The organism is Marinomonas ostreistagni (assembly GCF_016461785.1).
Classification (GTDB): domain Bacteria; phylum Pseudomonadota; class Gammaproteobacteria; order Pseudomonadales; family Marinomonadaceae; genus Marinomonas; species Marinomonas ostreistagni_A.
Genome location: NZ_JAEMUH010000003.1, coordinates 267,787 through 292,448, shown reverse-complemented (window position 1 = coordinate 292,448; position 24,662 = coordinate 267,787). Strand labels below are relative to the sequence as shown.

26 protein-coding genes and 1 tRNA gene are annotated in these 24,662 nt (G+C 43.7%); 13 read left to right on the top strand and 14 right to left on the bottom strand.

What is annotated here, in order from left to right; genetic code table 11:
- The first annotated feature begins 1,032 nt into the window (after nt 1-1,032).
- The 3 genes from JHD44_RS04480 to JHD44_RS04470 all read left to right on the top strand — a co-directional run bounded on the left by JHD44_RS04480 (nt 1,033) and on the right by JHD44_RS04470 (nt 3,189).
- The gene (locus tag JHD44_RS04480) at nt 1,033-1,302 is read left to right on the top strand and encodes a DUF3820 family protein (protein ID WP_133563148.1); all 270 of its coding nucleotides are present in this window, start codon (nt 1,033-1,035) and stop codon (nt 1,300-1,302) included.
- Between the two features lie 101 nt (nt 1,303-1,403).
- Nucleotides 1,404-1,781: a DUF2946 family protein gene (locus tag JHD44_RS04475; protein ID WP_199461476.1), complete on the top strand. Its 378-nt coding sequence runs from the start codon at nt 1,404-1,406 to the stop codon at nt 1,779-1,781.
- Nucleotides 1,782-1,839: 58 nt separating this feature from the next.
- Nucleotides 1,840-3,189 (top strand): PepSY-associated TM helix domain-containing protein, encoded by a 1,350-nt coding sequence (locus tag JHD44_RS04470; protein ID WP_199461474.1) that lies wholly within the window; start codon nt 1,840-1,842, stop codon nt 3,187-3,189.
- 107 nt (nt 3,190-3,296) lie between these two features.
- On the opposite strand, the gene JHD44_RS04465 is transcribed toward JHD44_RS04470, so the two are convergent.
- The 5 genes from JHD44_RS04465 to JHD44_RS04445 form a co-directional block, all read right to left on the bottom strand.
- Complete coding sequence (locus tag JHD44_RS04465) at nt 3,297-4,673, bottom strand: class II fumarate hydratase (RefSeq protein WP_199461472.1); 1,377 nt, start codon at nt 4,671-4,673, stop codon at nt 3,297-3,299.
- A complete protein-coding gene (locus JHD44_RS04460; RefSeq protein ID WP_133563156.1) occupies nt 4,670-5,038 on the bottom strand; it encodes a hypothetical protein in 369 nt (122 codons plus the stop codon). Before JHD44_RS04460 ends, JHD44_RS04465 begins: the two co-directional genes overlap by 4 nt.
- Before the next feature lie 271 nt (nt 5,039-5,309).
- Complete coding sequence (locus JHD44_RS04455; protein WP_199461470.1) at nt 5,310-5,789, bottom strand: FKBP-type peptidyl-prolyl cis-trans isomerase; 480 nt, start codon at nt 5,787-5,789, stop codon at nt 5,310-5,312.
- 58 nt (nt 5,790-5,847) lie between these two features.
- Complete coding sequence (locus JHD44_RS04450; RefSeq protein WP_199461468.1) at nt 5,848-6,432, bottom strand: DUF1439 domain-containing protein; 585 nt, start codon at nt 6,430-6,432, stop codon at nt 5,848-5,850.
- Between the two features lie 12 nt (nt 6,433-6,444).
- Nucleotides 6,445-7,299 carry a mechanosensitive ion channel family protein gene (locus JHD44_RS04445; RefSeq protein WP_199461466.1) on the bottom strand — a complete coding sequence of 285 codons (855 nt, stop codon included), beginning with the start codon at nt 7,297-7,299 and terminating at the stop codon, nt 6,445-6,447.
- Nucleotides 7,300-7,423: 124 nt separating this feature from the next.
- Between JHD44_RS04445 and JHD44_RS19200 the strand changes: the two genes are divergently transcribed.
- Nucleotides 7,424-7,864: a YebG family protein gene (locus JHD44_RS19200; RefSeq protein WP_199461464.1), complete on the top strand. Its 441-nt coding sequence runs from the start codon at nt 7,424-7,426 to the stop codon at nt 7,862-7,864.
- Between the two features lie 26 nt (nt 7,865-7,890).
- Here JHD44_RS19200 and JHD44_RS04435 read toward each other — a convergent pair whose 3' ends face one another.
- On the bottom strand, nt 7,891-8,553 hold the full coding sequence (locus JHD44_RS04435) for a cytochrome b/b6 domain-containing protein (protein ID WP_199461462.1): 663 nt from the start codon (nt 8,551-8,553) through the stop codon (nt 7,891-7,893).
- A gap of 147 nt (nt 8,554-8,700) precedes the next feature.
- On the opposite strand from JHD44_RS04435, the gene JHD44_RS04430 reads away from it, so the two are divergent.
- The 8 genes from JHD44_RS04430 (at nt 8,701) to JHD44_RS18695 (ending at nt 16,770) form a co-directional block, all read left to right on the top strand.
- A complete protein-coding gene (locus tag JHD44_RS04430) occupies nt 8,701-9,708 on the top strand; it encodes a hypothetical protein (RefSeq protein WP_199461460.1) in 1,008 nt (335 codons plus the stop codon).
- Nucleotides 9,709-9,744: 36 nt separating this feature from the next.
- Entirely contained in the window at nt 9,745-9,963 is a 219-nt protein-coding gene (locus JHD44_RS04425; protein WP_199461458.1) for a YgaP family membrane protein, read from the top strand.
- Nucleotides 9,964-9,971: 8 nt separating this feature from the next.
- Complete coding sequence (locus JHD44_RS04420; protein WP_199461456.1) at nt 9,972-11,897, top strand: putative bifunctional diguanylate cyclase/phosphodiesterase; 1,926 nt, start codon at nt 9,972-9,974, stop codon at nt 11,895-11,897.
- Between the two features lie 48 nt (nt 11,898-11,945).
- A complete protein-coding gene (gene pepQ / locus JHD44_RS04415) occupies nt 11,946-13,232 on the top strand; it encodes a Xaa-Pro dipeptidase (RefSeq protein WP_199461454.1) in 1,287 nt (428 codons plus the stop codon).
- 203 nt (nt 13,233-13,435) lie between these two features.
- Nucleotides 13,436-14,377 carry a pca operon transcription factor PcaQ gene (gene pcaQ / locus JHD44_RS04410; protein WP_199461452.1) on the top strand — a complete coding sequence of 314 codons (942 nt, stop codon included), beginning with the start codon at nt 13,436-13,438 and terminating at the stop codon, nt 14,375-14,377.
- Nucleotides 14,378-14,396: 19 nt separating this feature from the next.
- Nucleotides 14,397-15,329, top strand: coding sequence for an AEC family transporter (locus JHD44_RS04405; RefSeq protein WP_233401726.1), 933 nt, complete (start codon nt 14,397-14,399; stop codon nt 15,327-15,329).
- 127 nt (nt 15,330-15,456) lie between these two features.
- Entirely contained in the window at nt 15,457-16,065 is a 609-nt protein-coding gene (locus JHD44_RS18700; protein ID WP_233401724.1) for a PAS domain-containing protein, read from the top strand.
- Between the two features lie 156 nt (nt 16,066-16,221).
- Nucleotides 16,222-16,770 carry a methyl-accepting chemotaxis protein gene (locus JHD44_RS18695; protein WP_325097044.1) on the top strand — a complete coding sequence of 183 codons (549 nt, stop codon included), beginning with the start codon at nt 16,222-16,224 and terminating at the stop codon, nt 16,768-16,770.
- Nucleotides 16,771-16,820: 50 nt separating this feature from the next.
- Here the strand turns inward: JHD44_RS18695 and aroQ are convergent, their stop codons facing one another.
- From aroQ to JHD44_RS04370, 6 genes are all read right to left on the bottom strand, one after another.
- Nucleotides 16,821-17,270, bottom strand: coding sequence for a type II 3-dehydroquinate dehydratase (gene aroQ, locus JHD44_RS04395; protein WP_199461448.1), 450 nt, complete (start codon nt 17,268-17,270; stop codon nt 16,821-16,823).
- A gap of 137 nt (nt 17,271-17,407) precedes the next feature.
- On the bottom strand, nt 17,408-18,628 hold the full coding sequence (locus tag JHD44_RS04390; RefSeq protein WP_199461446.1) for an MFS transporter: 1,221 nt from the start codon (nt 18,626-18,628) through the stop codon (nt 17,408-17,410).
- 92 nt (nt 18,629-18,720) lie between these two features.
- Nucleotides 18,721-19,383, bottom strand: coding sequence for a glutathione S-transferase (locus JHD44_RS04385; protein ID WP_199461444.1), 663 nt, complete (start codon nt 19,381-19,383; stop codon nt 18,721-18,723).
- A gap of 166 nt (nt 19,384-19,549) precedes the next feature.
- Nucleotides 19,550-21,922 (bottom strand): EAL domain-containing protein, encoded by a 2,373-nt coding sequence (locus tag JHD44_RS04380; protein ID WP_199461442.1) that lies wholly within the window; start codon nt 21,920-21,922, stop codon nt 19,550-19,552.
- Nucleotides 21,922-22,533: a methylamine utilization protein gene (locus tag JHD44_RS04375; RefSeq protein WP_199461440.1), complete on the bottom strand. Its 612-nt coding sequence runs from the start codon at nt 22,531-22,533 to the stop codon at nt 21,922-21,924. The genes JHD44_RS04380 and JHD44_RS04375 overlap by 1 nt, the downstream gene beginning before the upstream one ends.
- A 22-nt stretch (nt 22,534-22,555) precedes the next feature.
- Nucleotides 22,556-23,446 (bottom strand): DUF4394 domain-containing protein, encoded by an 891-nt coding sequence (locus JHD44_RS04370; protein ID WP_199461438.1) that lies wholly within the window; start codon nt 23,444-23,446, stop codon nt 22,556-22,558.
- A gap of 183 nt (nt 23,447-23,629) precedes the next feature.
- On the opposite strand from JHD44_RS04370, the gene JHD44_RS04365 reads away from it, so the two are divergent.
- Nucleotides 23,630-23,706 (top strand) — tRNA-Arg (locus tag JHD44_RS04365).
- A gap of 37 nt (nt 23,707-23,743) precedes the next feature.
- Here JHD44_RS04365 and JHD44_RS04360 read toward each other — a convergent pair.
- Together JHD44_RS04360 and JHD44_RS04355 are read right to left on the bottom strand one after the other, a co-directional pair.
- Nucleotides 23,744-24,124, bottom strand: coding sequence for a hypothetical protein (locus JHD44_RS04360; RefSeq protein WP_199461436.1), 381 nt, complete (start codon nt 24,122-24,124; stop codon nt 23,744-23,746).
- 121 nt (nt 24,125-24,245) lie between these two features.
- A complete protein-coding gene (locus JHD44_RS04355; RefSeq protein ID WP_199461434.1) occupies nt 24,246-24,563 on the bottom strand; it encodes a c-type cytochrome in 318 nt (105 codons plus the stop codon).
- Nucleotides 24,564-24,662: the final 99 nt, after the last annotated feature.

The window sequence follows — 24,662 nt, the reverse complement described above, 5'->3', positions numbered from 1 at the left end:
TCGTTTACGCAGTGCCAGAGAACCTAAATAATTCCCTCTAACAATCTGTTTTAACAACACTTTTTAGATTTATCCAATCACAACTTAAGACACAAAATCGAGCATGCGCGTTATATCATTTGTCCACAGCACGTTATTCTGGCTGCGTCATTGGTTAGTTATTGATCTTAATACACTTTCGCTGACGCATCTATGACAAGGCGAGAAACTGAATAGCATTCAGGTCATGAAAACAGACATCCAACTTGCTGATGTAAAAATAAACTGTATATTTATACAGATGCAGACAATATATCCACTAGGAGCATGCGATAACCCCACCCCTTTTACGAACCCTCTACACAGTGTGCTACGAGTCCAAGGCTAGATCGGGCTGCAAAAGCCCTCTTATAAAAGAGAAAAAACCTATCGCCGAACGGAGACGGCTCGTACGAGAGTTTGCGAGCTTATTAGCGATATCCCATGCGTTTAATTTGCGCTGACGATCGAAGGGAGGAACGACCGGAGATGTGCGCAAGCAAATTGAATTGCATGGGATAGTGCCTGCAAAGCAGTTGGGAAGCGACGAAGCTGATCGTTGGCATCCTAGAAAGATTGCCTAGTTTGCAGATTGATCCCTCGGGAACCGAGGTCCTAAAAATATAGATAATCGCCGAACGGAGTCGGCTCGTACGAGATCGTTTCCCTCGCACAGCGAGGTCCTATAGGAGAACTCGCGGGCTTGTTTGCAGTATCCCATGTGTTTGATTCGCGCTGACGTGGCCGAGACACGAGGATTGCGCAAGCGAATTGAATTGAATTGAATTGCATGGGATAGTGCCTGCAAAGCGGTTGGTAAGTACCGAAGCTGATCGTTGGCATCCTAGCAAGATTACCTAGTTTGCAGGCTGGTCCCTCGGGGACCGAGGTCCTACAAATATAGATAATCTCCGAGCGGAACCGGTTAACACAGAGTTTTTTCCCTCGCGCAGCGAGGTCGTACAAGGGATAGATGTGGTAGTATGCGGGGCTTGTTTTGGGAGGTAGTTGGTTATGATTGAGAAGCAGGATTTGCTGGATATTGCGCGTCAGAAGATGCCGTTTGGTAAGTATGAGGGTCGGTTGATTGTGGATCTGCCGGAGGAGTATTTGCTTTGGTTTAATCATAAAGGCTGGCCGGAGGGTAAGTTAGGCCGTTGGTTACAGTTGGCGTTGGAGGTTAAGGTGAATGGTCTGGAGAAGATCGTTGAGCCGTTGAAACTGCCCGAGACACCGAAGCCGAAGCAGCCTAAAGTTCAAATTCGCTTTGATGAGATGGACTGATGACTGCTGATTTGCAGCAAGTGCCTTTCAGTTATTGCTTGCCCATTTAGTTCAGCTTTCGTAAAGTTGCGCCACTTTTATTAAATCGATTCGTATTGACTGTGAAACGCCGTTCTCATTTGTTTTTGATTTTATGCTGGCTAGCGTACTTTGCTGTACCGCTAGTAAATGGCATTGGTCAAACGGGTGCACAGCGGATCGAGATCTGTACCACGCTGGGTGTAGAAAGTTATTACGTCTACAGCGGTGACTCTTCAGATAACGACAAAGCGAGCCAACACAGCAGTTCGCATTCTTGTCCTTGTACCCATTTCTTTATGGACATCGCCACAACAACGTTGGCGTTCCATGCTCCCTCAAAGGCGTTTGATTACAGTTTCGCGCCGACTATAGAAGTGCTGGCGGCTACCCCACGTTCCGTTCAAGCTCGTGCACCACCCTTTAATCCTGCGTTCAGTGAAGATCAAAAACTAGCATGATGCCCTGACGACTGTTGGGGCATCTTATTTTTATGCCCGATTAGTTGCAGGATTTCTAATGTTTGGCACGAAGGACTTTTACCGTTCCGTTTGGCGCTGGCACTTTTTTGCTGGCTTGTATGTTGTTCCATTTTTAATGATGTTGGCTATTACTGGCCTGGTGATGATTTTTGACCCGATCATCGAGCGGGTGTTGCACGATGATTTGTACAAGGTCTCGCAAGTCACTGACTCCCCTATTCCCTTTGAAGAGCGTTATCAGCTGGTCGCTGACCAATATCCAGATAGCACTATTAAGCGTTTGTATGTCTCCGATGATGCAACCGATGCGACACGCTTTCAGGTAGCGGTCGGTGATGACACTCGTTCTGTGTTTGTTGACCAATACGCAGGTCAAATCAGTGGCGATATCAGCATTACTGACTCTTGGTATGTTTGGGCGGATGATGCCCATGGCACCTTTATGATCGGCCTTACTGGTGATTGGTTAATTGAAATTGCCGTAAGCTTCACGATCCTACTTATTTTGACTGGTGTGTATATGTGGTGGCCTCAATCTGGCCAATCGCTATGGAAAGCTGCCACACGTATTAAGGGTAAAGGCCGCAGTTTATGGCGCGATTTACACAGTGTTGTGGGGGTTTGGGTCGCGGTCATTTTGCTGTTTTTCTGCATCTCTGGACTGGCTTGGGCCAGTGTCTGGGGCGGCATGATGGTACAAGCTTGGAGCACTTTCCCTGTTGAACAAAGCGCTAAGAATGTCTCGTCAACGCTGACCCACGAAGACCTGAACGTAAAAGGTTTAAAACAGGTACCTTGGAATCTTGAGCAAGCCCCTTTACCGGAGTCAGGTGCGCCAGTCTTTGGCCAAGATACGATTACGCTGGACCGAGTGGTTGCGGATGCTAAAACAATGGGCTTTACTCGTTTCCAAGTGCATTTTCCGAAAGGCGAGGCGGGGGTTTTCACCGCAACAGCGAGCACTATGGGTCGTGATATCAATAATGCTTTGGACGACCGTACCGTGCATTATGATCGCTACTCTGGTTCAGTGATCGCAGATGTTGGCTTTATGGATTACAACTGGTTTGCCAAGTCGATGGCGTTCGGCATTGCCTTACATATGGGGCAGTTTGGTGTCTGGAATTTAGTCGCTTGTACGCTGTTTTGTTTGGCTGTGATGCTGCTGTGTGTGTCTGGCGTTGTGATGTGGTGGAAACGCCGTCCTGCGAAAGCGCTGGCAGCACCGCCATTACCGAAAGACCTAAAGCGCTGGAAGCATGCAGTATGGATGTTATTACCCATCTCACTGCTCTTCCCTATGGCAACCATCGGCATGGTGGCGATTTTAGCACTGGATTTGATTGCGTCCTTTTCTGCTCCAACACTACGAAAAGCTTGGACATAAAACGGACACCTGTCATTTAAGACTGTGCGAAACCAATAAAAAAGGCTGGGGTGTGGCTTGCGTACCATCCCAGCCTGCTTCATCGTCCTTGATGAATCTTCCAAATACTATAAACCGCCTTTGGTTAACTTCGCAGGATCCAGCAAGGTTTCCAGCTCTTCACGCGTTAAGTCGGTTTCTTCTGCCGCCACATCAATCACTGGGCGTTTTTCCTTGTACGCTTTTTTCGCGATCTCTGCGGCTTTTAGATAACCAATAATCGGATTCAATGCTGTCACTAGTATTGGGTTTTTCGCCAATGCTTCGTTCAGCTTGTCTTCATTAACCGTTAACGTGGCAATGGCTTTGTCCGCCAATAGATGACCACTGTTGCTCAAAAGTTGAATGCTGTTTAGCAAGTTACTAGCGATCACAGGAAGCATGACGTTTAACTCGAAGTTTCCGGATTGGCCACCAATGGTAATGGCTGCATCGTTGCCAATCACTTGTGCCGCAACCATCGCTGTGGCTTCTGGAATCACGGGGTTAACTTTACCTGGCATGATCGAAGAGCCTGGCTGTAGAGCCTCTAGAGTAATCTCGCCTAGCCCCGCCAATGGTCCTGAGTTCATCCAACGTAGATCGTTAGCGATCTTCATGTAAGTCACTGCCGTTGCTTTAAGGATTCCAGACAATGCGACAGCGGTGTCTTGCGAGCCGATCAGTGCAAAAAAGTCGTCACCCGGTGCAAAGGTAACGTTAGTCAGAGCTGATAACTCTTGGCAGATCTTGCCTGAAAATTCAGGGTGAGCATTGATACCGGTTCCTACCGCCGTGCCACCTTGAGCAAGTTTGGTCACTTTAGGCAGGATGGCTTTCAAGTTATCGATATTATCTTGCAGTTGCGCCGCCCAACCATTGAAGGTTTGATCCAAACGCACAGGCATGGCATCCATCAAGTGGGTACGTCCCGTTTTGGTATAGCCCTGAAGTGACTGCCCTTTCTCGCGCACGGTTTGCGTCAGGTGCTCAAGCGCAGGGATCAATCGCTTAGTCACCTCAATGGCTGCGCTGACATGGATCGCGCTTGGGATAATGTCGTTACTGCTTTGGCCAAAGTTCACATGGTCGTTCGCGCCGACCTTGTCATTCAATTTCGCCGTCGCTAATGTGGCAATCACCTCATTGGCATTCATATTTGAACTGGTGCCCGAGCCTGTCTGAAAAACATCGACAGGAAAATGTGTCATCAAATCGGATGACTCTAGTAACTCTGAACAAGCGCCATCAATGGCTGATGCCATGTCTGAACTAATACAATCCAATGATTGATTGGCTCTCGCTGCGGCTTGTTTCAACTGAATCAAGGCGCGAATAAAAGACTCAGGCAGAGGCTGGCCACTGATAGGAAAATTATTGATCGCACGCTGTGTCTGCGCACCGTATAAAGCGTCTTCAGGGACCTCTAGTTGGCCCATGCTGTCGGCTTCAATTCGAGTTTTCATTGCTTCACTCCAAACGGCATCCCCGCCATGAAATAATGGCTCAATGCTCGCAATTCATGTTCTAACCGAAAGTATTCAACGGCGTCTTGGTCGGTAATCACAAAACGCTTCAACTGCAACAAAGGGCGATTGATCGCATTTAGACAAAGCTCGCGCCAGTGCATTGGTACTGCTGCATCGCACACTGTCTCAAGCAGAACTTGATAGACACGCTTGTATAGATTGTAAGATTCAGAGATACCCAGCTGCTCAGCATAAGCCTCACTGGTGTCTAAATAATGATACAAAACATTTGGTGAATCTGACGCCACACCACGTTTTATAGTCTGCTCAATTACCGAAAACGGAACAATGTGATTCGTCATAGCTCAAGCCCCTTGATGCAAATGATAACAGTTATCAATTAAACACCAGACACCAACATTGTCAAGTAATGATTCTCATTTAATTTCAAGTCTTGATCGTCGGCAATACTGAAACACTGTACTGGCACGCGATAGCGAAACGGATAAAGTTTTAGTAAAGATAAAGTAGCTTTTGTTTGGAATAAAAGAACAGAAAAAATTGGGGAAAACAAAGAGAAATAAGAGAGCGGAAAGAGACAGCTGCCGTCTAGCAACGGCAGCTGGAAAAATCTTAGTGGTGATGACCACCAACACCGTGCGCATGACCGTGTGCAACTTCTTCTTCTGTTGCGTCACGCGTCTCAAGAATTTGCACTGAGAAGGTTAGCTCTTTGCCAGCAAGAGGATGGTTTAAGTCCACTGTCGCATGCTTCAGGCCTGCTTTTACGATCGTTACTTGGCGTAGACCTTGATCGGTGCGAACCGTTGCCACCATGCCAGGCTTCCACTTTTTAGCGCCTTGCAAATGCTTTACTGGGATCTGCTGAGTTTTGTCGTCTTGACGCTCACCGTAGCCTTCTGAACAAGGTACTGTTACATCAAACTCATCACCCGCCGCTTTGCCAACCATCGCCTTTTCCAAACCAGGGATAATGTTGCCGTGGCCGTGTAAGTAAGCCAAAGGCTCACTTCCTGCAGACGTTTCGATTAACGTGTCGCCTTCACGTAGAGTGTAGTGAAACTGCACAACTGTGTTGTCTGAAATAGACATAGGTTTTCCTCGTGTAAACAGAGTTTGCTAAGACTTTTGGTTAGCAAACTTAAATAAATTAAAAGATCATGAACTCAATACTATCATCGGTAATGACAATATCTTTCACCATTTTTGCGGCGGCTTTTTCCATTGCAGAATGGTTTAAAACATAAACAGGGTGAGTATCAAAATAACGAGCCAAAGCACTTTCGAACTCATCATGCAGTGATCCCAGTGTATTACGCAACATTTGGTCACTTATACTTGAGCCTTGCACAGATACTTGTGTGAGTTTAGCGCCTACCAGATACACACGATCTTCTTCTATACGAAGACCAGACTCAAAAGATGGGTCTAGCTGAGCCGTCATTGTCATATCCTGACCAAACACATTAAGAACGCCTCGAATATCTGTTTTCAGGTCCACCATGACCAATCCGCCATCGCGTTGTGTTAAGTCGATATCCGCATTTTTGATCAGTAAATCCAGATTCAATGTCGACTCTTCAAGTGTTAGTTGAATCACATCAGGTTGAGTCGTTTTCAATCGCTGAGTTACTTCTTGATTTAACTCTTGCTCAGACACACTCATGTCTGTACAACCGGTTAGAAACAGCGCCGAAACCAAACTCAATAGCCAAAACACGTTACGCTTTAACATTGTATGCGCCTCCTACAGCTGACGCTTCTTTTCATACCAAATACGCATAAAATCTTCCGTGACTTTTTGCTCAATTTCTGCCGCTTCTTCTGTTGGGCAGAATAACGACACCGTAAACACGTTGTAACCTTCTATCGTCGTTTGTACTCGTACCGAGGGCTCTGGGCCTGCAATTTTTATATCCAGCCTTTTCTCTATCAAACTGTTATAACGAATAGCGACTTCATGAAAGTGTTCACTGTACTCACGTATTTTAGCCAGAATGGGCTCTTTAATTTCAAACAGATTTACGTCATCAGTGAGTCTAGAAATCGAAAAACTATGCTCTACGTAACGACGCATATAGTTCAAGTTCTGAACAAAATTGGTAAGTAACACACTATTAGGCACAATAGTCGTTCGCCCAGTGTAGGCATAACTTCCGCCTTTAAAGTCGACTTCAAAGAGCGTTGTAGAGAGCCAATCACTGTCTGTTACTTCCCCTTCAAAGTTACCTATTCGAACCCAGTCACCCACTTGATAAGGACGCGTACTGGCTTTATAAAGGGCCCCCACAATACAGGAAATAAACTCTTTCGTGGCGATCACTAACGCCACCATGAAAGCCGCAATGGAGATCGCAATGTTCTGCAACTCTGTTGCCCAAATCAGTATCAAACCGACAAACGACACAAAATTAAAGACATTATCAACGGTATTTAAACGTCGACGTTTACGATCTACGTCCTGCTTTTCATTCGCTCTTAACGCGCGTTTTACAAAATGGCGGATCACAAAAATAGCGACCAACCACAACAGCGTCGCTAAATACTCAAAATTTTCTGTCAAAAATGCCGTATCGACATCTGGCCATTTAAAATCAGACATAACTATTAACCTTATTAACGAGGCGCAACTTTACCAATCCCTCTGCGGTTAGCCAAATAAAAAGCTGGACAAGACAAAAATAAATACTGTATTTTTATACAGTATTTTAAAAGAGGTGCGATTTATGCCTGTCGTAATTAAGTATGTTGTTGAACGAAACGGTGTTGAAAAGATGACCTTCTCCTCAAAAGCAGAAGCAGACCATTATGACAAACTGCTGGAGACGGCTGAAAACCTAGAGGACCTATTACAAGAAAGCGGGACCTTATCCGATGCCAATGACATTGCTCAGTTAGCAATGTACTTAGCGGAAAACAAAGAGGATGTGCTTGAAGCCTTAGGGAATAAGCGCAAAAAAGCGACTAAGAAAACACCACCAAAAACCGAGACATCTTCCCCAAAAAAAGAGTCTAAAGAACCTAACGACACTGAAACGGTGCAAGTAGACGATTTAGTCATTGAGCCGGATGAGGAGTCATACATCGAAGACAGCGATGAGTATCGCTCGAATGATGAAGTGGATTACAACAAGGATGAAATTTACAACGAAAGTGATGCCGCGTAATGGCATCACTTGCGTGGTATTTTGAGTTAAACAGGTATGCTCCACAGCCAAGTTAGCCATCCGAGGGCACATGTTAAAGATACTATTACGCCTATTCTTGGTGTCTTAACAGGCTCCACTGAGGCTGGGTTGTGTGCAACTTTCTTTCCATGAATCATGGCTGCAATCAAACGTTCTTTAAAACGTATTTCGTGATACAGCACCGCGAGAACATGAAGTGCTACTAGTATTATCAAAATATCGGGCAAGCTATGATGAATAGAGCCGAGAAATTCAGTACTACCATCAGAAATGGCCCCATAGAAAGGACCAAATAAAAATATTTCATCGCTGATAAATAGACCGCTTCCCCACTGTAAAGTCAAAGCAAGCAGCAAAGTTATAACCATCACCCCACCAACGGGATTATGGCCTAAATATTCTTTACCTTTCCCAGTTACTAGCGCTTTTACATGACTCAAAATTGTTACCGGGCTATAAATAAACTGCGAAAATCGCGCAAATTCTGACCCGATTACACCATAAATAATGCGTGCAATAATTACCGCAGAGAGCGCATAGCCCATGTAAAAATGCAGGTCCATATTGTCTCCATCCCCCTTCCCGGTCACGATCAATCCGGTAAATAAGAGAGCCATCAGCCAATGGAGCATTCGCACAGGCCAGTCCCATATCCTGATCTTTGCCATCCTTAATCTCCTTGTATGCATTTAACCTTTTGAATTAGAGCTCTGTTTATATCTATACTGACAATACGTTTTGCCTTTTTCTCCAGCTATTTGAATAAAAAGGCTGTCACTTCTGTCCGACGTTATGACAGTAAGGAGCTCGCAAACATGATCATTGGGCTAATTATCAGTGTAATTCTGCTTTTGTTCATTGTGGGATATCTATTTTTCACACAAAAATACGTTTACATCCATCATTCACTGTTACTACCTAATTCTTCAGACACGCTACTCAGTAAACTTGAAGAAATAGAGTTTTGGCCAAGCTGGTTACCTTGGACACTTTATGATGATGAATTATCAATAGAAACTAAACCGGCTCATGATCGCCAAATTGGTGGCGCCACTATTCGCCTAAAAGGAAAGCACATTGGTGTCATTAATTGTTTGATTGAAACAGTACATCGTAGCAACAGCCTTTCATGTTCGATCGAAACAGACTCCTTCTATCCATCAGCTCTTGGGCTTCAGATCGAATGGGGAAACAATGAAGAAGGCCAAAGCCTAATGCAGCTGAAAGCCTACTGTACTTTAAGCTTCTGGCAACGGGCTCGACAGCTCATGTATCAAAGACGCATTAACGCCGATATGCGCCTGCTTTTGCTTCGTTTAAAAGCTCGTCTAGAACCAAGCAGTGATGCAAATGTTCGGTTTACTCACAATGGTTGTCACAAACTGCCAAACATTGATGCCGTGACCAAACCCTTTATCGTCAACGATCATTCAATGTCAGTCCAGATGGAACAAGGCTTTCGCGATTTAACCATAAGCTTAGGGCCAGAGAATCGTCCAGCAGGGCCGAGTTTTGCCTTATATGAACATGCCGATATTCGACAGCACTATTTCACTGGCAAACTGGGTATTCCAATTCAATGCTATAGTGCTTGTGAGGCCAATCCTGAGCGAATTGCCTTTAAAGGCAAATATATGAGTCTCATCTACCAAGGTAGTTATCAACATTTATGGTTGGCCTGGCATGTTTTGTATACTTTTTGTCGCACTCATCGATTAAATCCTACCCATAAACGCTTAAATCTCGAGGTTTATGAAATATCGCCTAGAGAAACCAACGACAGTTTGCAATTTGTTACGGTTTTATACATACCAATCATGTAACTTTATTAAATATAGATTCATTATGAGGATACAAAAATGATGAAACCAAATCTTCACCCATGGGATCGCATTTTGCGCGGTGTTATCGGAGTCGTCGTAATAGCCTTTGGATTATTCAACGGCGATTTCCTTGAAGAACCAATCATTGAAATCCTAATAATCATTTTTGGCGTATTAAACCTAGTATCCCTTGCAACAGGCTGGTGCCCAGTTTATTCACTTGCCAATATCGATACTCGTAGCAAAAAACCTTAGTAGAAACAATGACAACACTGTTTGAGTTACAACTTGATAAAAGTCTTAGAAGAAAGCTTATCTTTATTTGCTTGCTTGTGGCTATTGTCATCTCTGCAATTTACAGTGTGATTGCCTACCGACTGAGTAGTGAACTTGGTGTTGATACTGAAATTCGTTTCTTAGAAAAACGAGCTCTATTCCTAATGGCTGAGATAGAAGAGGAAGGTGACGACGCTGAAGAGCGCGTTGCTGAACTCATTTCTTTAATGCAAACAACCGAGCATCAACCTGAAGAGTTATATTTAATTTTTCAGGATAATGAAGGCACAAGTTGGGAGCTCAACCAATTCATGCCTAAAAAGACGGTTTCGGATGTTTTACAGCAAATTGGTACTGCTTATTCGGCCGATAATAAGTCTGGCTTTAACAGAGTGGATGGCCACTACCATATCTGGACAGTACAGAATCAACCCGATAAAACCTTAACGCTCGTTATATCCTCTCATAGCCTTGATCAAGCTAGAGCACATATATTTAAGCGTTTGATCATAAGCTCAGTGATTGTGTTTTGGATTGCCGTCTGGCTCGCACTGACGTTATCGTCATGGATAGCAAAACGTGTCGAAGATAAAAACGAAGCCCTCAAAAAGCTTGCTACACATGACAACTTAACAGGTCTTCCAAACCGACTATTTTTAGCAGATCTATTTGAGCGCTACCAGCGCAAACACAACGCGCCTGAAAAAGGCGCACTATTTCTCATCAACATTGACAAATTTAAAGATATCAATGAAACACTCGGACATCGTAATGGCGATAAATTATTGATCGTATTTGCACACCGAATAGAGCATTTTTTAAGCAAGGATCAAGTCGTCATTCGAACCAGTGCAGATGAATTTCTTGTGTGGGTACCTGAAGTCGATGCAGAAAATGCTTGTCACTTTGCCGATCAATTAATCGCGACACTAACGTCGGCTTTTCAAATCGATCAATTACCGATTCAGTTAAGTATTACCATTGGCATTGCTCTCTCTCCGAATCATTCTGATGAAATTGATAGCTTGATGATGTTTGCAGACATAGCGATGAATGAAGCAAGAAAACAACGAAGTGCATGGTCGGTATTCGATGAAACACAGCAAATTGAGCAAAACAGCCAAAAGACCCTTCGTTATCGCAGTGAATTAACTGATGCACTAAGAGAGCATCAGTTTAAACTGTATTATCAACCTAAAGTTGATCTTCAAACGGGCCGTATTATTTCGACAGAAGCGCTAGCAAGATGGCATCATCCTGAAGATGGCGTTGTTCCCCCGATCATGTTTATATCCATTATCGAACAAAGTGGAAAGATTAGAGAGTTTGGTCGCTACGTTATCAAAACGTCGATACGCCAGCTGAGTTTCTGGAAATCAAAAGGAATCGCTGTCCCTATTGCGGTAAACCTATCACCCTACAATTTACTTGACCCTGATATTGTCACGTTCACACAAGATCTACTTAAGAAATATGATATAGAGCCGAAGCTGCTTGAAATTGAGCTAACTGAAACTGCAACAAGTTTACATTTGCAGACCATTTCAAAGAGCCTTAATGCGTTTAAAGAAATAGGCGTTCAACTGTCTATTGACGACTTTGGCACAGGAATGAGTTCGTTGGCATACATTAGCAGTTTACATGTCGATACGATTAAAATTGACCGAGCTTTTGTTCGAGATATGGATGAAAATGAACGCCATTTATCCATTGTACAAACAGCATTAAATCTTGCGAAAGCTTTCGATTGCACAGTGGTTGCTGAGGGAGTAGAAAATGTCACTCAAGCAAACCTCTTGGCAGCATTAGGGTGTCATTACGGACAAGGATACTATTATTCGCGCCCTATACCAGAAGAACAATTTACAGCGATGTTGCAATTCTCCCCTACACTTCCCGTCGCATCAACCTAAACACTATGTCTTAAAAGATATAACAATTGAGTACTGAGTGGAGACTATATGGAAAACGCACTTTACGCGCGTCATTTGGAAACGTTACTACACCGATATAGAGTAGCACTTGAAGAATTTAAACTTGATGCAATAGTCGTGGCTTCAGGTTCCTTAAGCTACTACTTCCAAGACGATAATAGCCACCCTTTCAAAGCTTTCTCATTCGCACAGCAATGGTTGCCTTTTCAATTACCAGCTAATTGCTTCATTGTCTTCAAACGTGACAAACCAGAGCTTATTTGGCCTGGCAAGCAAGACTTCTGGCACATGGCAAACGCCATACCTGAGGGTGAATGGCAACATCATTGGCAAATCACGCCGGTAAATGACGACACTTGGCAGAGAAGTTTACCTAAGCGGAGCGCCTTTATTGGCCCGGTCGTATCTGAGCGCTTTCAACACCATGAAGAACTTTTCACCTGGCTGACTTACGATCGGGCAGTAAAAACTTCTTATGAAATTTCCTGCTTGGAACGTGCTTCACAGATAGCAGTATTGGGGCATAACGCTGCTGAGCAGGCATTTAAACAAGGTGCATGTGAACTGGATGTTCATCTAGCCTACTTGGCAGCAACAAAACAGGATGCAAGCGATACTCCTTATCCCAATATTGTTGGGATTAACGAGCATGCGGCGGTTTTGCATTATGAAAAAAAATCTGTTGAACGCTGTATACGCCCACTTACTTTGCTGGTTGATGCGGGTGCCTCTTACACAGGGTATGCGAGCGATATCACACGGACCACAACAGTGCTAGATGATGACTTTTCTGCACTCGTTAAAGATATGGATACCCTACAACAACAGCTTGTTGGCCAATCATTGGCTGGCAACTCCTTTGTTGAACTGCATTATCAGACACTTGCTGGGGTCGCAAAACTACTCAAGAAACACGACATCTGCAAACTCAGCGTCGAAGAACAATTAGCTAAACACATTCCGCAATATTTCTTTCCTCACGGTTTGGGTCATTTACTTGGACTACAAGTTCACGATCTAGGGGGGAAACAGCATTCACGAAAGGGTGAAACCGTTGCCTCACCGAAAGATAGTCCATACCTTCGTCTTACTAGGCCATTATTGGAAAATATGGTCATCACAATCGAACCGGGACTTTACTTCATACCAATGCTGTTGGATAAAATGCGAGCGGAACAACCTCAACATGGCTGTAGCCTGAGCAAGATTGAAGCGCTTTTACCCTATGGTGGTATCAGAATTGAAGATAATGTTGTGGTTGGCGTAGAGACACCCAGAAACTTAACACGTGAAGCCTTCGCTCAATCCAATTAATATCAATATTAATATATTAGAAAACACAAAAAGTTATAAAAGCTCTTTTAAACGAAGAAAATTACTATTAAAGAGCTTTTATTTTGTCATTTTTCTATACATAACAAAAAAACATATCAAAAATCGTATATTTTACTTTTCAATACTGCCAAACAACGCTGTAATACTTAACGTCTAAAAATGAGTTAAGAGGAAAGTCAGGTATGATGGAAAATCGTATCAAGTATCGTCACTTGGAATGCTTTTTAGAAGTTATCCGTCAAGGCAGCGTTGTGCGTGCTGCGGATGTCTTGTCTCTGACTCAACCTGCTGTCTCAAAAAAACTGAAAGAACTAGAAGAAATTCTAGGGGTTCGTCTGTTAGAACGTAGTAAGAAAGGCATCGAACTGACTCACTATGGCAACTTATTTTTAGAGCATGCCAGTACCAGCGTTGCGGCCCTTCGTGAAGGTGCTGAGCGCGTTAATCAGGCTCTGGTGACTGGACAACAGAAACTCAGTATTGGTGTATTACCAACCGTTGCAACCAGCGTTTTGCCAGAAGCAGTAAAACGTTTTCGATCCAACAATGTCGACGTTCGCTTACACCTTGTTTCGGGCCCAAACTCCCTTTTGATGAGTCAACTACGAGTAGGAGAACTGGACTTAGTCGTTGGCCGAATGGGGGTTCCTGAAGCCATGGCAGGCATTTCATTTCAACATTTGTATTCAGAGCAAATTGTTTTTGCAGTGCGCCCAGGCCACCCCTTGCTAGATAAAGAAGACTTCCAACTTAATCAAATCACTCAATTCACTGTTCTATACCCTCCAGAAGAATCCATTACAGGTCCAACCGTAGACCGTTTTTTACTCGCTGAAGGAGTCGGTAAAATACGTGACAGAATTGACACTGTCTCAGATTCCTTTGGTAAAGAGTTTATCCGAAACACCGATGCAATTTGGATAATCTCTCGCGGTGTCGTCGCACGTGAAATTACTGACGGCGAACTCGCTGAATTACCAGTGAATACCAAAGAAACCTTAAGCGCCGTCGGTTTAAGTGTACGAGCCGATACAAATGCTTCTATGGCGCTTCAATTATTCAGTAAAGCCGTAAAAGACACTGCCGCTCAACTTGATAGTTACTACAACCCCGTGACTGAGTAAGCTCGTTCTGATGTTGCAAATGCTACTTACCACAGCACCTATCTTTATTTTGATGGTGCTAGGTTATACAGCCGTACGAACAAAGCTTGTTAGCGACGAAAGTATTGCTGGGATGGCCAAGCTAGTCATGTACTTTACCCTACCAGCCCTGATTTTCAGTACGCTTGCCAAGATGGATCCGAGTGAAGTATTCATACCAGAATATTTGATCGCTTTTAGTTTGGCGTCACTGATGTCATTAGCCATCGGGCTGCTATTCGCCCTTTACGTACTGAAAAACTCCTCGCTAGCGGCCTCTCTTAAAGGAGCGGGAATGGCCTGCTCTAACTCAGGGTTCTTTGGTTACCCTGTTATGTTGTTGGTGTTTGATGATCCTCCAACCACAGCGTTCGCCATGACTCTCATGGGGGAAAATGCGGTGGTACTTCCTGTTGTCTTTGCTTTACTCAGCTACTTCTCAGCAAAAGATCAAGGGATGAGTTTAGGCCGAACATTATTGGATACGTTTAAAAGGCTAACTAAGAACCCTCTGGTTCTAGCCGTCATTGGGGGCATGTTTTTTTCGCAATTTCACTTAGCTTTACCAGCCGTAGCTGACCGTGTACTGATTATGCTTTCAGGAGCATCCGCCACATTAGCTTTGATGGTGCTTGGCGGGTCACTTGTAGGTACTAATATAAAAGGAAATACCTTAGATATTAGTGCCATCGCACTAGGTAAACTTTTAATTCACCCACTTTGCATGGCGGTTTTCATGTGGCTGATACCCGGCATTGATCCACAGCTACAAATGGGAGCAATTATCTTAGCAGCCGTTCCTATGATGAGCATCTATCCTATTATTGGCAGCCAATACGGCTATCGAACATTTTGTGCTAGCACCCTGCTCATCACCACTATTCTATCTTTTGTAACGTTATCTTTATTATTGGCTTTTGTGACATCAAGTTAGTCATCTTCGGACAGCCATATAGCTTTATACATAAAACTATCAGATTAAGAACAATTCATTACTGTCACCTCACTTGCTAAGGAGTAGTCTAATATTAGACATAACCAAACGCTTGAGGAGATCTGAAATGTTCGGATTTAACCCTTCTAAAAAGGAAACCACCGCAAGCTTTGTACAGGATGACAATGCCGATTTAATCAATTCGCTAAAGGAATTTTGCGCCACCATAACCTTTTCGCCTGATGGGGTTATCATGGATGCGAACGATCTTTTTTTGAATACTGTTGGTTACTCTCTTGACGAAATCACAGGGCAACACCACCGTATATTTTGCCATCAACAAGAGGTTGATTCTATTGAATACGCGTCTTTCTGGAGCAAACTGGCTCAAGGTGAAAGTCACAAAGGACAGTTCCTAAGACGACGAAAAGATGGCGGCAACGTGTGGCTCGAAGCTACCTACTTTCCGGTGAAACAAAACGGTCAAGTTGTTAAAGTCTTCAAAATTGCCACTGACATCACCGCAGAGAGGGTTCGCTCTCAAGCTCAAGACGCCTTGCTCACAGCCATTGATCGCTCTAATGCGACCATTGAGTTCCAACCAGATGGCACTATCATTACCGCCAATAAAAACTTTATCGATACCCTTGGTTACAACTCCGTGCGTGATATACAAGGTAAGCATCATAGAATGTTTTGCCATGATGATTTCTATCAAAAGCACCCCAATTTTTGACAAGACCTTGCTTCTGGTCAAACGAAATCTGGGCTGTTCCTACGCAAACACCGAGATGGAAAAAACGTATGGATCGAGGCAACCTATAACCCAGTTTACGATTTAGAAGGTAATGTTATTCGTATTGTAAAAGTAGCATCCAATGTTACCGAGAGAATGGAGTGTCAACTTTCGGTTCAAAACGCTGCAGGACTTGCTCATCAATCCACTCAAAAAACGGCAGAGAGTTCAGCTCAAGGGTCCAAGCTATTACGAAAATCCGTTGAAAGCTCAAATAATATCATTGAGCAAGTGAACCGTTCTGAACGATTGGTAGAAGATTTAAATCACCAATCAGAGGAAATTAGTAAAATCGTTATCACTATTGGAGCCATAGCAGAACAAACAAACCTACTCGCTTTAAACGCAGCGATCGAAGCAGCACGAGCCGGAGAAAACGGTCGTGGGTTTGCAGTGGTGGCAGATGAAGTACGTACATTGGCTGCTCGCACCAGTGCATCTACAGATGAAATAAGTCATATGGTTAGCAAGAACAACCTGCTAGTGAGCGATGCACGTAGCAGTATGGTACAGGTGACCGATCAGGTCGCTAGAAATGAGCAACTTATTAATGAAGCATCAACGATTATTGATAATATTCTGAAAGATGCAAACGAAGCCTATCAGAGCATCGGTGAATTAGTCGCTCAAGCAGAAAGGCATTAATCAATATGCGCCTGTGGCCTTAGAAAAGCCTAATGCCACAGGCCAATCATTTAAGAAAGCTTTTTAATCAGGCCTTGCATGCCCAATACATAACCCTGAACACCCATGCCGATGACAATTCCAACGGCACAAGGCGAGATAAAAGAGTGATGACGGAAAGCCTCTCGCGCATGAACATTGGAAATATGCACTTCAACCACAGGTACTTCGGCGCCTTTAATCGCATCATGCAACGCAATTGAAGTATGCGTGTAGGCACCTGGATTAAACACAACACCGAGCATTTTACCCGCTTTGATTAATTGACCGGCTTCATGGATAGCATCAACTAAAGCGCCTTCATGGTTAGATTGGCGAAAATCCACTTTTAAGCCGTGCTTAGCCGCTTCTTCCTGACACATTGCCTCAACATCGGCTAATGTCTCATGTCCGTAGGTTTGCGGTTCCCGCTGACCTAGCAAGTTTAGGTTTGGCCCATTTAGTACCATGATGGTAGACATACTTACTCCCAAATAACATTGCACCCTGACGCAGTGCATCGATTGTAAAATAAGCGGTAAATATATCACTTACCTAAACAATGCCGTTCACTTTTAATATGATTTTTTCACTTAAAAATTAGCTCAATAATTAAGTATCAAGCCAATGACGTCTCAGAACGCAAGCGCGCAACAGGTCGCTCATCAATAAATAAATGGATGATGGCTGTTATCATCGCGATGATTGAAGCGGCCCACCACACCACATCATAGGAGCCCGTTGTATCGTAAAGATAACCACCTAACCACACGCCACAGAAGGATCCCACTTGGTGGCTTAAGAAGACGATTCCATACAGCATCCCCATATGCTTTAGACCAAACATTTGTCCCACAAGGCCAGATGTTGGTGGCACTGTCGCCAACCACAGCAAACCGGTCGCGATAGCAAACACATATACACTGCCAGCTGTCATCGGATAAAGCATAAAGATGGCAATCACAATGGCGCGTATACCATAGATGTAGGCTAACAGTGTTTTTTTAGAGTACTTACCCGACCATGAACCAGAGAGTAAGCAACCGAAGATATTAAACAGACCAATGAGTGCCAAGCTCATCACTGCAACATCCGGCTCGAACCCTTTATCGGATAAAAAGGCTGGCATGTGTACGGTAATGAAAGCCAATTGGAAGCCGCAGACAAAAAAGCCTGCCACCAATAGCCAGTAATGTGAGTAAGCGCCCGCTTCTTGTAACGCTTGTTTAGCGGTTTGCCCAGAATTACTTTCAGCATTGCTGCTGTTCGCCCCATCACGGGCTAGAGGTAATGCACACACCACCATTAACAGGGCACAGGCCGCCAGTAATAATAATGCCGAACTCCAACCGTATGCCGATAAGAACGACTGAGCAACCGGAACTACCAACAACTGCCCTGCTGAGCCAGCAGCACTACCTAACCCTAGTGCAAAGGCCCGTTTTTCTGGAGCAACCATGCGCGCCATAGCAGGCAGCACAACACCAAAACCTGTAGCGGCAATCCCCATTCCCATTAGGAAACCGGAACCTAAATGCAGTTCAGCGGCACCACTGGCATTCGCTGTAACATACAACCCTAGAGCATAAAGAATCGTACCAGCCAAGACGGTTTTTAAGGTGCCAAATCGGTCCGAGATTGCGCCAGCGATTGGTTGTGTTAGGCCCCACCATAAATTCTGTAATGCCAAGGACATGGCAAATACTTCTCTTCCATAGCCAAACTCACTGGAAATGGGTGCCATAAAGAAGCCCATCGAGGACCTCAAACCAAAGTTAAGGGCAAGCAAAATACAGGCAAATGCAACGGCAATACTGAGTAATTTAACAGGTTTAGACACAGTTCGTCCTTGAGGTGATAAGAAGGAAAATTCGACGTTACGTTAAATTCTATCTTAGAACAACTGCCTGTGAAGCATTGTGCAATTTTGTCCTAAAAGGGTGAGAACTCCCCTACTTTCCCTACCGCTCTTTGATATGAGTCTTGCTCTCGAACTCTGGCTAACCAAGACGCCATAGCTGGAAACTGCTCCAATGTCTGTACAGAGTTAACCGCAAGAATGGGAAAGCTCATTTGCATATCCGCACCACTCACCTTTTCACCGGCAAACCAATGGTTCACTTCAAGGTGTTTTTCAATCAAAGCAAGAACATCGTTTAATCTCGGAAGAATAAAGCTGTCAATCACTTTATTACAGATAGCCTTAGCAATGGGCTTAATAAAAAATGGCATAGGCTGGGTCGGAATTTTCTTGAACAGGAGTAACATGACCAACAAAGGCATAAAGCTCCCCTCGGCGAAGTGCATCCAATAGCGATATTTCCTAAGCGCCACTTTACCATCAGGTTTAAGTTTATTCTCGGCATCATATTCATCTGCTAAAAACTCTAAAATTGCACCTGATTCAGCAACAGTCACCTCTTCCATTTGCAAAATCGGAGCGTGGCCGAGCGGGTGAACATGCTTTAAAGAGTCTGGAGCGGTATTATCGGCTTTACGTTGGTACAGTTTAACTTCATAGGGCAAACACAGGTGTTCCAATGCCCATGCAATTCGCTGTGAGCGCGAGTTCTCCAAATGATGTAGCACAAACATAATCTGTCTCCTTATCCTTTGATAAGGAATACGTTGAGCAGAGAACAATGGATTTTAAGAAAAAAGCGTTTCTACGAAATTAGAAACGCTTTCATCAAAACCCCAATAAAACCTATAAGGCGGTATCTTCCAATAAGACCGTTAGCAGCACTAAGTTCTCATTAAATTATGCTAAACCATGCTCTTTATGCCATTGATCGCGCCACACTATAAATTCTTCAACCGGCATGGGCTTACCAATGAAGTAGCCTTGGGCTTCTTCACACCCGAGCTCTCTTAAGGCCAAGTACATTGCTTCTGTCTCAACACCTTCTGCAACGACTTCAAGACCTAAATTGTGCGCTAAGTCGATCGTAGACTGCACTATCGTACGATCATTGTTATCTTCAATCATGCCAAATACGAATGATTGATCCACCTTGAGTTCGTTCACCGGCAAGCGTTTTAAATAACCGAGCGATGAATAGCCTGTACCAAAATCATCAATGGAGAGCCTGAATCCCATATTGGATAGCTTAGCTAATGTCTGCTCAGCAAAAGTTGGATCGTCCATAATGGCACTTTCCGTTATTTCTAAACAAACCCCTGTTGTTGGAACCTGGAAGTCATGAAGGGTTTGCTGAACAAAGTCCGGAAAAGTGGGAGACAATAGGTCCCTAGTTGATAAATTCACTGACACTCGAAAAACCTCATGCCCCAATTGAAGGCCTTGCCACTGAGATGCCAAAGAGCGAATCATCCATTTTGTTAACTCCCTGATAAAACCAGTTTGCTCCGCAAAAGGGACAAATTTAAAAGGCGGTACAAGCCCTTTCTCTGGGTGCTGCCAACGAACTAAGGCCTCAGCCGCAATGACACGATGATCGACAGTTGAAACTTTTGGTTGTAAGTATACTCTGAGTTCGTTATTCGTCACGGCTTGGCGAAGCTCAGAGAGAAGACTCAAACTTTCTGGAGTCGATGTTACAAACTCACTTTTGTAGGAAATAATATCTTCACTACGGCGCTTAGCAGCATACATTGCAACTTGCGAAGCATTGATTAATGCATCGCATTGCTGCGCATCAATCGGCCACGATGCAATGCCAATACTGGCACTTAAGTCAATCAGGTTATGATCAATCTCCATTGGTTCATTTAAGCGAGCTAAAAGAGATTGAGCAATTTTCATAGGTGTATCTTCAGAAGGTAACACAAGCACCGAGAATTCATCACCACTCACCCGCGCTAACTTATCTTGAGCAGAACAAGCCTCGCCAAGTAACCTAGTCGCAGTGGCCTTGAGAATTTCATCACCCATTTCATAACCAAGAACATCATTTACTTGTTTAAAACGATCTAAGTTAATAGTGATTACACTGAGAGAACTCACTTCGCCCGACTCAATCAAGTCAGCAACTTTTTGACGGAAGCTCAAGCGGTTTGGCAGGCCTGTTAATGCATCGTTATAGGCTAATTTAAAAATCGTTTCTCGCTGATCTTTAATGCTGCTACGCATGCCATCGAAGCTTCGAGCCAATGCACCAACCTCGTCCATGCGCCCCACACCACTCACCTCTACGTCATAGTTTCCTTCTTGTAGAGCACCTGTCGCATCTGTTAAACGCTCCAGAGGACGAGTGACGCGGCGGGATAACCAAGTCACGGCTACGGCAAAGATGACTAAACCTATAAGAGTAATAACCAAATATTGATGAAACAACTCATCAAACTGTGTACCTGCTTCCTCTAAGGATTTCATGAAAGCGAGACTGAGAAAGCCACCAATGACTTCCTGTCCATGAATCACACTCACAAAAGTCTCTTGCGCAACACGCATATCAAACGCTAGATCTTCAAGAAAAAAACGTCCCGGAATATCTTGTAAAAAGTGCTCCTCCAAACGATCAGAGCTGGCCATAACTTTGACAGATGAAGCCCCATTGTTCGACATCAGGACGACATCAATGCCAGATAAATCGCTCGCTTCTGCAACCATATCCCGCTCGATAGCAAAGCCCATAATGACATAACCAACTAAGCGCGGGGCTTTCACAGGTACAACAACAAACTGGGTTGGCGCACCACTATAAAGAGCGGTGATATAAGCCTCTTCTCCTTTTTCTTGGCGAGTCGCTGCCAACTCATCAATTAAGGAGACTAATTTACTCGACTTCATCATGTCATCTTTAGAAGTCGCTTTTAGATGCCATTGCTGATCGACCAAGATTGCGACAGATGCGCCTATTCGTTGAGCACTGTTAGCTAAAGCGGAAGAAATAGTGTTTTCATCTTTTGATGCAACCGCCGACCTAAAGCCGAAGTCTGATGCCAATAGTTCTGCACCTTCGACCAGCTGCTGATGGTTTTGAATGATTAATTTATTCCACACTCTCTCAGATACAGCGATCGAATGCTGAATATCATCTCTTACATAACGTTCTACAGCAGTCTGTACAATCCAAAACCCAATGGTCTGAATAAAGATTAGCAGTATCAAGGTTATTAAAATGAAACGGACAGATAAACGAATATGCATCCAGCGTGGCAAGGCCGTCATTAAAAAGAAACTCCTTGCGTTTCTAGTTGCAGTGTATGAGCGCTATCATTATCTGTGACCTGCACCTTGAAGCTTTCAAAAGGGGCGCCGTAGGGGAAATTTTTATGCCAAACATCAATAGAGTAATCTCCTGCCTTATATCCAGGAAACGTTACCAGCCCCTGATCATTCGTCGTTGCATAAATCGATGAATCGTTCACTAAAACCCAACCAAGCATACTATCGTGAATGTTACAGCCTAATTCGATAATACCTGTTTCTTCAAATGTTACAGGGGCTTCGGGCTTTTGTGCATAAAGCTTTAACTCAAAAATTTTAGCTGGCGAGAAAGAATAAACATGATGTCTGACATCATCTAAGTTAGGAAATTCTATGGCTGTACCTACCGTTACCACCTGTACACCAGGTATAAACTGACGGTCCTTCTGAGCAATCTCAACCCCAGTTAACGGTCTACTTGATGAGATAATATCTGGAGATTTCAAAAAAACGACAGCGGTACTTAATGGTTGCCCTGATGCATCAACAATTTTTATTGATACATCAGACCAAGCCAAGGTTGGCATTAAGCACAGTGCAAAACAAATATCTCTTTTTAGGTTTAATGCCATAATTTAATCCAACTCAACTCCATTAAGGTTCGATTGCAAAACCAACCACATGAGAGCCATCACCAAATGTTCCGACCTTTGATGCAGCACCCGTTAATAAATCCACTTCCACTAAGACAGTTTCTTGCTCATTCGCTGATAATAATGCCGCAAATGCAGTGTTGCTGACGTCACTTATGTCAAACGATGCGTCTTTTAAAGGCCCTGTTCCTAAATCACCAATGGTGTATAACACTCCAAGATTAGGAGATACAGATGGCAATACACCTTCTTTCGTTCCTTGCATTAAGAGTTTTCCAGAACGTCTATCAATTGCGTAGTTTGTTGTGAGCTTACTATCATTTGGATTATAAGTGTACGCAGCCGCAACAATATCAGGAAACTCTCCAGCCATTGGGTCCTGAGAGTCAAATACTAAGTTAGGGTCCGTTTGAATACCGGATATATTCTTATCAAAATCAACTTTTGCACCGCTATCAGGGTCTAGTCGCAAATTACGGTTTTTATTACCAACCACTCGCAGCTTATCAGCAGCAGGGTTGAAGTCAAAACCATAAGGCCCTACGGCCATTTCAGGCACAACATCTGAACCATTTACCAGCGAAGCTTTACCAGTAGAGGTATTAATCACGTAGATCCGACCGGAGTTTGCGAGTCCATAAAGGTCTCCTCTCGCTACTCGATAATCGATACCTATTAATTGATCTTCACCTTGCAATCCAGTTAACGACACAGACTTTACGACAACATCAGGCTGATAAGGGTTCACATTAAACAGCACATTTTGATCAGTCAGTCCCCATGCAGAGGTCGGTAGTTTTGACATTTGCGGTGCAGCATATGCGGTTGAAGACATTAACAGGGCAGAAACAACGCTCGAGTAAACAACTTTTTTGAGATCTGGCATGGCCATACAATTCCCCTAAATCCAGTTATTGAATACGCACCTCTAAAGGTAACTCATTTGCAGCAAATCAACTTCAAATCCTACAAAAATACACAGTAAATATACGCAACTTTATAAGTTTTAGACTTCTTGAAACGATCCATCTTGTGACTTACTCCTCAACCCCTTATAATGCGCCGCCTAAGTGATGCACCCGTAGCTCAGCTGGATAGAGCGCGCCCCTCCGGAGGGCGAGGTCGAAGGTTCAAATCCTTTCGGGTGTACCATTCCTAATAAAGTAATAATGGCTCGAGCAAGTGTGCCTTATTGATTACTTTGTAGGGTTTTGTATTGCCAGACCAACCATTCATATTCATCCAGTTTCTTCTTAAACAGTATCTCTTCTTCAATGCAGCAAAGGTTCATTTCTGATACCGCTTGCAGACGAATCTGTTGGCAATAACGCTCAAGACATTGAGCAACATTTAACTCTTTTTTTAAGTACTCTTGGGGGAAATTTGTTACCTCCATCACCTTCCACATTTCGACCTCAAGGTTCTTTAGCTGTTCGCTAACTTGCTTTTCATCGGTTTCGTTCTTGCCGACACAAGTGCCGCCCAATTTTGTGACGTTACGCCTCAGATTCTCAACCTGTTCATCGATCATACTGTCCATATGCCTGAATGCTTTATTATTTTTTTTCATTAGGTCTCCTTAACCTAAACGCATACGTTGTATCTCAAGTGAGTAAGAGCACGGTCAATGGTTTAGTGGCTATACACTAAACAATATAGTTCATTCAAAGCTTGCCTTTACCTAGTTGCAACTACTGGGCACCAAGCTTATGTTTGAGGTAGGAAGAAATGGCATAGGCTTGAGGTGACGAAAGTTGAGGGAATGTTGGCATATTATCAAGGTCTTTGTGACCAACTCTAATGAGAGATGCCACTTCGTTGATACTCATGTGAGTGTCATTATTTCGTGGAATACCCAATAAAAACTGACCGTTACCCGTTTCTTTGTGACAGCTTGCACAATACAAGCCAAACAGTTCTTTCCCATTTTGAAGATCTGTCTTTTCCAGGTTTTGGTCACTGCATCCAGACAAAAGCACCATCCCTAGCACCATGATAAGTGTTTTCATGACGCCTCCAGTTACCTTTAATCAGTATTAATTACCGACTAGTCTTACTATAAGTCGCTAATTAGTTTTAATCTGCAAGCCTTCTGTTATCCCTTTGTT

Coding starts and splice junctions, on each gene's coding strand:
- JHD44_RS04480 (WP_133563148.1), top strand. CDS start 1,033: ATGATTGAGAAGCAGGATTTGCTGGATATTGCGCGTCAGAAGATGCCG.
- JHD44_RS04470 (WP_199461474.1), top strand. CDS start 1,840: ATGTTTGGCACGAAGGACTTTTACCGTTCCGTTTGGCGCTGGCACTTT.
- JHD44_RS04465 (WP_199461472.1), bottom strand. CDS start 4,673: ATGAAAACTCGAATTGAAGCCGACAGCATGGGCCAACTAGAGGTCCCT.
- JHD44_RS04460 (WP_133563156.1), bottom strand. CDS start 5,038: ATGACGAATCACATTGTTCCGTTTTCGGTAATTGAGCAGACTATAAAA.
- JHD44_RS04455 (WP_199461470.1), bottom strand. CDS start 5,789: ATGTCTATTTCAGACAACACAGTTGTGCAGTTTCACTACACTCTACGT.
- JHD44_RS04450 (WP_199461468.1), bottom strand. CDS start 6,432: ATGTTAAAGCGTAACGTGTTTTGGCTATTGAGTTTGGTTTCGGCGCTG.
- JHD44_RS04445 (WP_199461466.1), bottom strand. CDS start 7,299: ATGTCTGATTTTAAATGGCCAGATGTCGATACGGCATTTTTGACAGAA.
- JHD44_RS19200 (WP_199461464.1), top strand. CDS start 7,424: ATGCCTGTCGTAATTAAGTATGTTGTTGAACGAAACGGTGTTGAAAAG.
- JHD44_RS04435 (WP_199461462.1), bottom strand. CDS start 8,553: ATGGCAAAGATCAGGATATGGGACTGGCCTGTGCGAATGCTCCATTGG.
- JHD44_RS04430 (WP_199461460.1), top strand. CDS start 8,701: ATGATCATTGGGCTAATTATCAGTGTAATTCTGCTTTTGTTCATTGTG.
- JHD44_RS04425 (WP_199461458.1), top strand. CDS start 9,745: ATGATGAAACCAAATCTTCACCCATGGGATCGCATTTTGCGCGGTGTT.
- JHD44_RS04420 (WP_199461456.1), top strand. CDS start 9,972: ATGACAACACTGTTTGAGTTACAACTTGATAAAAGTCTTAGAAGAAAG.
- pepQ (WP_199461454.1), top strand. CDS start 11,946: ATGGAAAACGCACTTTACGCGCGTCATTTGGAAACGTTACTACACCGA.
- pcaQ (WP_199461452.1), top strand. CDS start 13,436: ATGATGGAAAATCGTATCAAGTATCGTCACTTGGAATGCTTTTTAGAA.
- JHD44_RS04405 (WP_233401726.1), top strand. CDS start 14,397: ATGCTACTTACCACAGCACCTATCTTTATTTTGATGGTGCTAGGTTAT.
- JHD44_RS18700 (WP_233401724.1), top strand. CDS start 15,457: ATGTTCGGATTTAACCCTTCTAAAAAGGAAACCACCGCAAGCTTTGTA.
- JHD44_RS18695 (WP_325097044.1), top strand. CDS start 16,222: ATGGAGTGTCAACTTTCGGTTCAAAACGCTGCAGGACTTGCTCATCAA.
- aroQ (WP_199461448.1), bottom strand. CDS start 17,270: ATGTCTACCATCATGGTACTAAATGGGCCAAACCTAAACTTGCTAGGT.
- JHD44_RS04385 (WP_199461444.1), bottom strand. CDS start 19,383: ATGTTTGTGCTACATCATTTGGAGAACTCGCGCTCACAGCGAATTGCA.
- JHD44_RS04380 (WP_199461442.1), bottom strand. CDS start 21,922: ATGACGGCCTTGCCACGCTGGATGCATATTCGTTTATCTGTCCGTTTC.
- JHD44_RS04375 (WP_199461440.1), bottom strand. CDS start 22,533: ATGGCATTAAACCTAAAAAGAGATATTTGTTTTGCACTGTGCTTAATG.
- JHD44_RS04370 (WP_199461438.1), bottom strand. CDS start 23,446: ATGGCCATGCCAGATCTCAAAAAAGTTGTTTACTCGAGCGTTGTTTCT.
- JHD44_RS04360 (WP_199461436.1), bottom strand. CDS start 24,124: ATGAAAAAAAATAATAAAGCATTCAGGCATATGGACAGTATGATCGAT.
- JHD44_RS04355 (WP_199461434.1), bottom strand. CDS start 24,563: ATGAAAACACTTATCATGGTGCTAGGGATGGTGCTTTTGTCTGGATGC.